Source organism: Amycolatopsis heterodermiae, from assembly GCF_034929455.1.
Classification (GTDB): Bacteria; Actinomycetota; Actinomycetes; order Mycobacteriales; family Pseudonocardiaceae; genus Amycolatopsis; species Amycolatopsis heterodermiae.
The window spans coordinates 96,514-103,307 of the sequence record NZ_JAYFSI010000007.1 but is presented as its reverse complement, the minus strand read 5'-3'; the positions used below and the strand labels follow the sequence as shown (position 1 = coordinate 103,307).

The following is a 6,794-nucleotide window of genomic DNA, read 5'->3' as shown; positions in this document are numbered from 1 at the left end:
TGGTCCGGCCGGAAAGCTGCGCACCCGTTGACGTCCGCGGGTGCGCAGCGCCCCGGCCCTACGGCGCAACCTGGTCCACCTCGACCCGGGTGCGCAGGAGGGGCGTCGCCAACCCGTCGACGTCGATGACCACCACCCAGTGCCCGTTCGACGGGACCGTCAGCTTGAACATCGGCGTGAGAGCAACACCGCCGAGCATTTTGTAGAACTGCTTCTGCTTGTAGGCAAGAAAATTCGCCTTGGTCATGAGCCTGACATTCGCGGACGCTTGCAAGAGCACGGTCACGACGGCATCTTTGCGGACGGAACCGAGATCAAAAACGCGCGACTGCATACCTCCCCCTCTACGTCTTCGAAAGACGTCAGGCCGCCGCCCCTGCTTGACCTGCAGACCTCTTCAGGTCAGTCGACCACGCATTCGATGTTGTTACGACGGTAAATGCGCTGTGAACAATTCTTGTTCACGGCGATGAAGTTGATTAACGGTCAACAGGGTTTGGTTTTGGGTACCGTTTCACGGCGTCCGGGCGGCTGGCAGTCCGGCTGTGATGGCGGCGCCACCGCCCGTGGCAGGTCGGCACGCCGGTGACGGGGAAACCGAGCCTCGGCATGACTTCATGCTTAACGCGCTGATGACCAGCGAGGGTCCACTCAGGATTCTGTCCCGACGATCGACGTGCCGGCGGCGGCTCGTCGCACGGCTTCGCAACCGGCCTTCGCGCTGGTCCTGCTGTTGCAGGTTTCGCCGACGATGATGACCTCACCGGTCCCGGCCGAAGGTAGCCCTGTTGCGCCGAATGAGCGTTAGTTTCCGGAAACGGGAGTTCGCTCGGCAAGCAGCGGGGCGAGCAGGTCGCCGGCACGCGCCGGCACGCGCGCACTTCGTCCCAGGTGACCGGCGTCGAGACCGTGGGGTACTCCCGGTCGCGCAGGCTGTATGGCGCGACGGTTGTCTTGGCCGGGTTGTTCTGGCTTCAGCCGATGAACACCCGCCCGGTGCGCTGGTGCAGGTCTGCAACCGGCGGGCCACACGCTCGCGCCGCGGCAAGATCAACGATCCGGTGAAGTGGGTCTGGTCGCTCGAGCCACTCGTCCCGAAATGGATGTACGACGAGCTTATGGACCGTCGCAAGGCCAAGCAACGGTCTCGGGCTGACAGCGGGCCGAACTCGCACCCCCAGACGCGCCGGACGTACACCTTTCGCGGGCTGATCTTCTGCCCGTGCGGCCGCCGTATGGTTCGGTGACCCACGTCACGGTCGCGCGTACTACCTGTGCCGGCCGAGCAACACCAACCGCGGCAGGCCCGACAAGTACGCCGGCCACCCGAAGTCCCTCTACCTCCGCGAGGACGCGATCCTCGACGCCGTGGCAGCGTTCTTCGCCGACCGGGTCTTTCGGGCCGGACCGGAAGGACTGAGTTGGCAGCGAAGCTGTCCGATGTGGACGAGACGCCCAGTTCAGGACCGCGGCTGCTGCCGACGGTGGACGATCTGTCGCTGCTGGATGGGCTGCCCTACCTCGCCCTCAACCTGGTCAAGGCGCCCGAAGCGCTGCTCAGGACACTCTTCGAGGTGGTTCAGCTCCACGACAGGGGAGAGCATGCGACACTGACGATCACCTTGCCCGCCGATCAGATGAACCCGCAAGCAACGCCAGGCCAGGGCGCCGAGGCGGCTTGTGTGATTGCGCGAGTGCCCCCGGTGAGATTCGAACTCACACTGGACGGGTTTTGAATCCGTTGCCTCTGCCAGTTGGGCTACGGGGGCTTGGCATGGTGACTCTACGGGATCACCGGACGCCGGCCGTGTGCGGGGCTGGGGTGTCGCGCCGGCCACTACGTGGTGAACGCCATCTCTGGGACTGGATCGTTCCCGGTAGGCTTCAGGCTTCGCGGAACGCCGCGAAACAACGTTCCGCCGAGTCTTCAGGAGGACCCCGGTGACCGATCAGGCTACCGAGGCCAACGGTGCCGCCACCGTGCCGCAGCGTCGGGTGCTCGTTGCGGAGGACGAGGCGCTCATCCGGCTGGACCTCGTCGAAATGCTGCGTGAAGAGGGCTACGAGGTGGTCGGTGAGGCGGGTGATGGCGAACAGGCCATCGCGCTGGCCACCGACCTCAAGCCCGACCTCGTGATCCTCGACGTCAAGATGCCGAAGCTGGACGGCATCGAGGCCGCGTCCAAGATCACCGGCGACCGGATCGCCCCCGTGGTGATCCTGACCGCCTTCAGCCAGCGTGACCTCGTCGAACGGGCGCGGGACGCGGGCACCATGGCCTACCTCGTCAAGCCGTTCGCGAAGCGTGACCTCGTGCCGGCCATCGAGCTGGCCGTCAGCCGGTTCTCGGAGCTGCAGGCTCTCGAGGCCGAGGTCGCCGGGCTGACCGACCGGCTCGAGACGCGGAAGGTCATCGACCGCGCCAAGGGCCTGCTGATGAGCCGGCAGGGCCTCACCGAGCCGGACGCCTTCCGGTGGATCCAGCGCACCGCGATGGACCGCCGGACCACGATGAAGGCCGTCGCCGAGGCGGTCGTCGAAAGCATCGGGAGCTAGCCGGGAACGGCGGTCGGCGGCAGAATCACCCAGGTGAAACTGCTGCCGGCCGTCGTCGCCCTCACCCTGCTGGCCGGGTGCGAATCCGCCGCGCCCAGCACCCCCGCGCCGACGGCGACCTACGAGCTGCCGCCGCGCCCGGTGCGGCCCGACGAGACCGCCCTCAAGGTGCCGCCCGCCAAGAACGGGGACACCGAGTTCACCCTGCTCGGCCTCGCCGCGGGCCTGCCCAGCATCACCGGCAGCCACGCCGAAATGCTCCCCAAGGGCCAGTACGTCCGGGTGCGGCTCGTGGTGACCAACACCGGCACCTCGAGCGTCCTGTTCGACACGATGCGCCAGCTGCTCGTCGACGACCAGGGCGCCACCCACCCGCCGGACGAGCAGGCCATGCTGATCAAGCGCCAGCCCGCCCAGTTCGACCTCGGGCACAGCGTGCGCGTCGAGTTCGACCTCTACTGGGACATCGCGAAGGACCGCAAGCCGGCCGGCGTCCGGGTCTTCGGCGGCCCCACCATCACCGACATGAAGAACGTCAACGGCACCGACATCAAGCTATGAGAAAGGGCCCGGTCCGTAGACCGGGCCCTTTCTCACGAAAGATCAGACGCCGAGGTCGCCACCGAGGTAGGCGGCCCGCACCTTCGGGTCGTTCAGCAGCTCGGCCCCGGGCGCGCTCTGCACCACGCGGCCCGTCTCGAGCACGTACGCGCGGTCCGACAGCTTCAGCGCCTGCTGGGCGTTCTGCTCGACCAGCAGCACGGTGGTGCCGCGCTTGTTGATCTCGCGGATGATGTCGAAGATCTGCGCGATCAGCATCGGCGCGAGGCCCATCGACGGCTCGTCGAGCAGCAGCACCTTCGGCTTTGTCATCAGCGCGCGGCCGATGGCGATCATCTGCTGCTCGCCGCCCGACATCGTGCCGCCGAACTGCGTCTTCCGCTCGTTGAGCCGCGGGAACAGCTCGTAGACCTCGTCGAGGTCGGCCTGGAGGTCGTCCTTGCGGGTGTAGGCACCCATCAGGAGGTTCTCCTGCACCGTCATGCCGGGGAACACGCCCCGGCCCTCCGGTGACTGGCCGATCCCGAGCAGCACGCGCTTGTGCCCCGGGGTCTTCGAGATGTCCTGGCCGTTGAACAGGATCCGGCCGCTGGTCAGCGGACGCAGCCCCGAGATCGTCTTGAGCGTCGTGGTCTTGCCGGCGCCGTTGGCCCCGATGAGGGAGACGATCTCACCCTCGTCGACCTGGATGCTCATGCCCTTGAGGGCCGCGATCTTGCCGTAGTGGACGTTGATGTCCTCGACCTCAAGAAGCATCTTCGGACACCCCCAGATACGCCTCGATCACCTTCTGGTTGTTCTGCACCTCGTTCGGCAGCCCTTCTGCGATCTTCTGGCCGAAGTCGAGCACGGCCAGCCGGTCGCTGATGTGCATGACCAGGCCCATGTCGTGCTCGATCAGCAGCACGGTGCGGCCGTCGTCCCGGATCTTGCGGATCAGCGCCTGCAGGGCGTTCTTCTCCGCCGGGTTCATGCCCGCGGCCGGCTCGTCGAGCAGCAGCAGCTTCGGGTCGGTGGCCAGGGCCCGCGCGATCTCCAGGCGGCGCTGGTCGCCGTAGGAGAGGTTCTTCGCGACGTTGTGCTCGACCCCGCCGATGCCGACGAAGTCCAGCAGCTCCCGGGCCCGCTCGCGGCCCTGCTTCTCTTCCCGGCGGTGCCACGGCAGGCCGAGCGTCGCGCCGATCGCGCCCGTCTTGTGGTGCGCGTCGACGCCCACCATGACGTTCTCCAGCGCCGACATGTTGTGGAACAGCCGGATGTTCTGGAACGTCCGGGCGATGCCGCGCTTGGTGACCTTGAAGCGCTTCATGCCGTCGATGCGGTCGCCGTCGAAGCGGACCTCGCCCTCGGTCGGCTGGTAGACGCCGGTGACCACGTTGAACACCGTGGTCTTGCCCGCGCCGTTCGGGCCGATGAGGGCGAAGATCTCGCCTTCGTTGATGGTGAGGTTGACCTCGCGCAACGCCGTGACGCCGCCGAAGCGCATGGTCACGTTGTCGAATTCGAGCAGCGCGCTCACTTCGTCACCTCCGCCGAAGCCTCGGAGTCGGGGCCGGCCACTTCCGCGCCCATGGCGCCCATGCCGCCGGTTCCTTCCCGTAGTTCGGCCTTGCGCTGCCGCGACGGCAGCAGGCCCTCCGGCCGCAGCGCCATCATCAGCACCAGGACGGCGCCGAAGACGAGGACGCGGTAGTCGTTGAACTGCCGGAACCGCTCCGGCAGCCACGCGATCACGAACGCGCCGAGGATGACGCCGGGGAGGTTGCCCGACCCGCCCAGCACGACCGCGGCCAGGATGGTCGCGGACAGGATGAACGGGAAGTTCTCCGGCTGGATGAAGATCGCCTTGCTGGCGTAGATCGTGCCGGCGAACCCGCCGATCATGGCGCCGATGGCGAAGGCGAGCAGCTTGAACTTGAACGTCGGCACGCCCATCAGCTCCGCCGCGTCCTCGTCCTCGCGGATCGCCGCCCACGCCCGCCCGACCCGGCTCTTGGTGAGCCGCACCGAGAAGACGATGACGAGCACGATCGCGAACACCATCAGGTAGTAGTACGGCGCCGGGTCGAGGAAGAACTCCATGCCGAACAGCGGCTCGGGGTGCGGGATGTTCGTGATGCCGCGCGCGCCGCCGATGCTGTCGGTGTTGTTCGCCGTGATCCGGACGATCTCACCGAAGCCGAGTGTCACGATGGCCAGGTAGTCACCGCGCAGCCGTAGCGTCGGGGCGCCGAGGATGACGCCCGACACCGACGCCAGGAAGATGCCCAGCAGCACCGTCGGCCAGAACGACCAGCCGTAGGTCGTGCCGATCGACGCCCACGTGTACGCGCCGATCGCGAAGAACGCGACGTACCCGAGGTCGAGCATGCCCGCGTGGCCGACGACGATGTTCAGGCCGACGGCCAGCAGGATGTACGTGCCGACCGGGAAGATCAGCACCGTCGTCCAGTCCGAGTACGGGGACATGAACGAGCCGATCCACGGCGCGGGCAGGATCAGGACCAGGACGATCAGTGCGATGTAGACGCCGTAACGCTGCCAGTGCGGCGCGTCGGCCCACCAGTCGCGCATGCCGTCGATGGGGTGGAAACCCTTGCGCGCGCGGGTTTCGTTCTGTTCAGCCACTCCGTCGCCTTTCATGCGCGTGCCCGCTGCAGGGATTCACCGAGGATGCCGGTGGGCCGGAGCATGAGCACGAGGACGAGGACCACGAACGCGGTGACGTCCTTCCACTCGGAGCCGAGGAAGATCGAGCTCCAGTTCTCGACCAGGCCCAGCACGATGCCGCCGAGGAGGGCGCCGCGCAGGTTGCCGATGCCGCCGAGCACGGCCGCGGTGAACGCCTTGATCCCGAGCAGGAAGCCGACCCGGTAGTCGGTGTTTTCGTACTCCATGACGTAGAGCGCCGCGGCGACGCCGGCCATCGCCCCGCCGAGCAGGAACGTGATCCGGACGATGCGGTCGATGCTGACGCCCATGAGCACGGCGGATTCGGGGTCCTGGGCGGTCGCGCGGATGCCGCGGCCGATGCGGGTGCGGCTGACCAGCTGGTCGAGCACCACCATCACGACGACGGCGGCGATGACGACGAAGACGTGGTCGGTGCGCACGACACCGTTGCCGATCCGGAACAGCTCCTCGTGCGGCACGAACCGGGGCGCGTTCTGCTGGACCTTGCCCGCCTTGTCCGACAGCGCGGGGATGATCAGGAGGCCGAACAGCTCCTGCAGGAACAGGGAGGCGCCGATCGCGGAGATCAGCGCGGCGAGGCGGGTCGCGCCCTTCTTGCGCAGCGGCCGGTAGGCCAGCTGCTCCAGCACGATGGCCGAGCCGCCCGACACGGCAGCCGAGGACACCGCGATGAGCAGGAGGATCCCGATCATCCCGAGCACGCCGACGGTGATCGGGGCGGTACCGCCCGCGACGGCGATGAGGATGAACAGGGACGTCATCGTCCCGATCATGAAGATCTCGGAGTGCGCGAAGTTGATCAGCCTCAGCACGCCGTAGACCATCGTGTAGCCGAGGGCGATGAGAGCGTAGATGGAGCCGGCTACCAGGCCGCCGATGGTGCTGCCCAGAAACTGGCTCTGCAGATCTTGGAACATGACGTAGTTGCCTTACCTGACGGGGCGAGGATGGTCGCCACATTGGCGGGGAGCGGGGGTGCTGTG

General features: G+C 67.2%; 7 protein-coding genes, 1 tRNA gene and 2 pseudogenes. 2 read left to right on the top strand and 8 right to left on the bottom strand.

Going from position 1 to position 6,794, the window contains the following annotated elements; genetic code table 11:
• Nucleotides 1-58: 58 nt before the first annotated feature.
• The 4 genes and pseudogenes from VA596_RS28335 to VA596_RS28320 form a co-directional block, all read right to left on the bottom strand.
• Nucleotides 59-334, bottom strand: coding sequence for a DUF1883 domain-containing protein (locus VA596_RS28335; RefSeq protein WP_323331223.1), 276 nt, complete (start codon nucleotides 332-334; stop codon nucleotides 59-61).
• Between the two features lie 317 nt (nucleotides 335-651).
• Nucleotides 652-762 (bottom strand): annotated as a pseudogene (locus VA596_RS28330) (hypothetical protein); the annotation flags it as partial.
• Between the two features lie 98 nt (nucleotides 763-860).
• Nucleotides 861-1,004: pseudogene (gene ligD / locus VA596_RS28325) on the bottom strand (non-homologous end-joining DNA ligase LigD); the annotation flags it as partial.
• Between the two features lie 691 nt (nucleotides 1,005-1,695).
• Nucleotides 1,696-1,769, bottom strand: a tRNA-Leu gene (locus VA596_RS28320).
• A gap of 172 nt (nucleotides 1,770-1,941) precedes the next feature.
• Between VA596_RS28320 and VA596_RS28315 the strand changes: the two genes are divergently transcribed.
• On the top strand, nucleotides 1,942-2,556 hold the full coding sequence (locus tag VA596_RS28315) for an ANTAR domain-containing response regulator (protein ID WP_020646628.1): 615 nt from the start codon (nucleotides 1,942-1,944) through the stop codon (nucleotides 2,554-2,556).
• Between the two features lie 33 nt (nucleotides 2,557-2,589).
• Nucleotides 2,590-3,117 carry a DUF4352 domain-containing protein gene (locus VA596_RS28310; RefSeq protein ID WP_323331222.1) on the top strand — a complete coding sequence of 176 codons (528 nt, stop codon included), beginning with the start codon at nucleotides 2,590-2,592 and terminating at the stop codon, nucleotides 3,115-3,117.
• A 42-nt stretch (nucleotides 3,118-3,159) separates the two neighbouring features.
• Here VA596_RS28310 and VA596_RS28305 read toward each other — a convergent pair whose 3' ends face one another.
• From VA596_RS28305 to VA596_RS28290, 4 genes are read right to left on the bottom strand one after another with little or no spacing between them, the layout of a single operon-like run.
• Nucleotides 3,160-3,873, bottom strand: coding sequence for an ABC transporter ATP-binding protein (locus tag VA596_RS28305; RefSeq protein ID WP_323331221.1), 714 nt, complete (start codon nucleotides 3,871-3,873; stop codon nucleotides 3,160-3,162).
• Complete coding sequence (locus VA596_RS28300; protein ID WP_323331220.1) at nucleotides 3,863-4,636, bottom strand: ABC transporter ATP-binding protein; 774 nt, start codon at nucleotides 4,634-4,636, stop codon at nucleotides 3,863-3,865. Before VA596_RS28300 ends, VA596_RS28305 begins: the two co-directional genes overlap by 11 nt.
• Nucleotides 4,633-5,760: a branched-chain amino acid ABC transporter permease gene (locus tag VA596_RS28295; protein WP_323331219.1), complete on the bottom strand. Its 1,128-nt coding sequence runs from the start codon at nucleotides 5,758-5,760 to the stop codon at nucleotides 4,633-4,635. Before VA596_RS28295 ends, VA596_RS28300 begins: the two co-directional genes overlap by 4 nt.
• Nucleotides 5,757-6,728 carry a branched-chain amino acid ABC transporter permease gene (locus VA596_RS28290; RefSeq protein ID WP_323331218.1) on the bottom strand — a complete coding sequence of 324 codons (972 nt, stop codon included), beginning with the start codon at nucleotides 6,726-6,728 and terminating at the stop codon, nucleotides 5,757-5,759. Before VA596_RS28290 ends, VA596_RS28295 begins: the two co-directional genes overlap by 4 nt.
• Nucleotides 6,729-6,794: the final 66 nt, after the last annotated feature.

Bases quoted from the DNA above. Each gene is read 5' to 3' on its own strand.
- VA596_RS28335 (WP_323331223.1), bottom strand. From the start codon at position 334: ATGCAGTCGCGCGTTTTTGATCTCGGTTCCGTCCGCAAAGATGCCGTC.
- VA596_RS28305 (WP_323331221.1), bottom strand. From the start codon at position 3,873: ATGCTTCTTGAGGTCGAGGACATCAACGTCCACTACGGCAAGATCGCG.
- VA596_RS28295 (WP_323331219.1), bottom strand. From the start codon at position 5,760: ATGAAAGGCGACGGAGTGGCTGAACAGAACGAAACCCGCGCGCGCAAG.
- VA596_RS28290 (WP_323331218.1), bottom strand. From the start codon at position 6,728: ATGTTCCAAGATCTGCAGAGCCAGTTTCTGGGCAGCACCATCGGCGGC.